At 39.6% G+C, this 628-nt stretch carries 1 protein-coding gene; it reads left to right on the forward strand.

Annotated elements, in window-relative coordinates; all coding sequences use genetic code 11:
• Nucleotides 1-21: 21 nt before the first annotated feature.
• Entirely contained in the window at nt 22-477 is a 456-nt protein-coding gene (locus D6024_RS26995) for a hypothetical protein (protein WP_162945075.1), read from the forward strand.
• Nucleotides 478-628: the final 151 nt, after the last annotated feature.

The following is a 628-nucleotide window of genomic DNA, read 5'->3' on the forward strand; positions in this document are numbered from 1 at the left end:
CGTTGTGCGTAATCAACTTCCATGAAGTACATTTTCTTACTCAGTGTTTTGTTAAGCTGTAAAAGCGGTCCGAGAAAAGTCGTCGTCGCTCATCATGACCAGGACACAGCCACACAATTAGCTGTTAAACGTGACACTTGTTCCATTGACCTACATGACCCTTTCGAGACTGGAAAAGATACGGTTCGATTGAATAAAGTAATTGGCAAAATATTCAAGTTTCCAGAAGTTGAAGCCATCAACAAACAAATTGACAAGTCGAGCAAAGGGACACATGGCGTTTCCATTATGGTACACGACGAATTTAACGGTGAAACATCCTATTATCATTTCATGGTTGGCGACAATTCACATGAAGACAGATTTGCCAATATTTTCAATTTTCTATTGGATAAGAAAACAAATGAAATCAAAGCTTACGACCCCGCACTTGACAGTGTATTGAGCTTGCAGGATTGGCGAAAAACCAGGAAATGAAATTCCATTTGACAACGACTACGCACAACAGTTGCTTTCCACAACAGCGGCTGAAATGCTACTATGAAATTGAAGAACAATTAGTTTACTTTATAACTTTATTCTAAGACAGAACTGCCAATATCGCTGCTGCGGAAAGCAGTTCGACGTT

Source organism: Flavisolibacter nicotianae, from assembly GCF_003628535.1.
In the GTDB taxonomy this organism is placed as follows: Bacteria; Bacteroidota; Bacteroidia; order Chitinophagales; family Chitinophagaceae; genus Flavisolibacter; species Flavisolibacter nicotianae.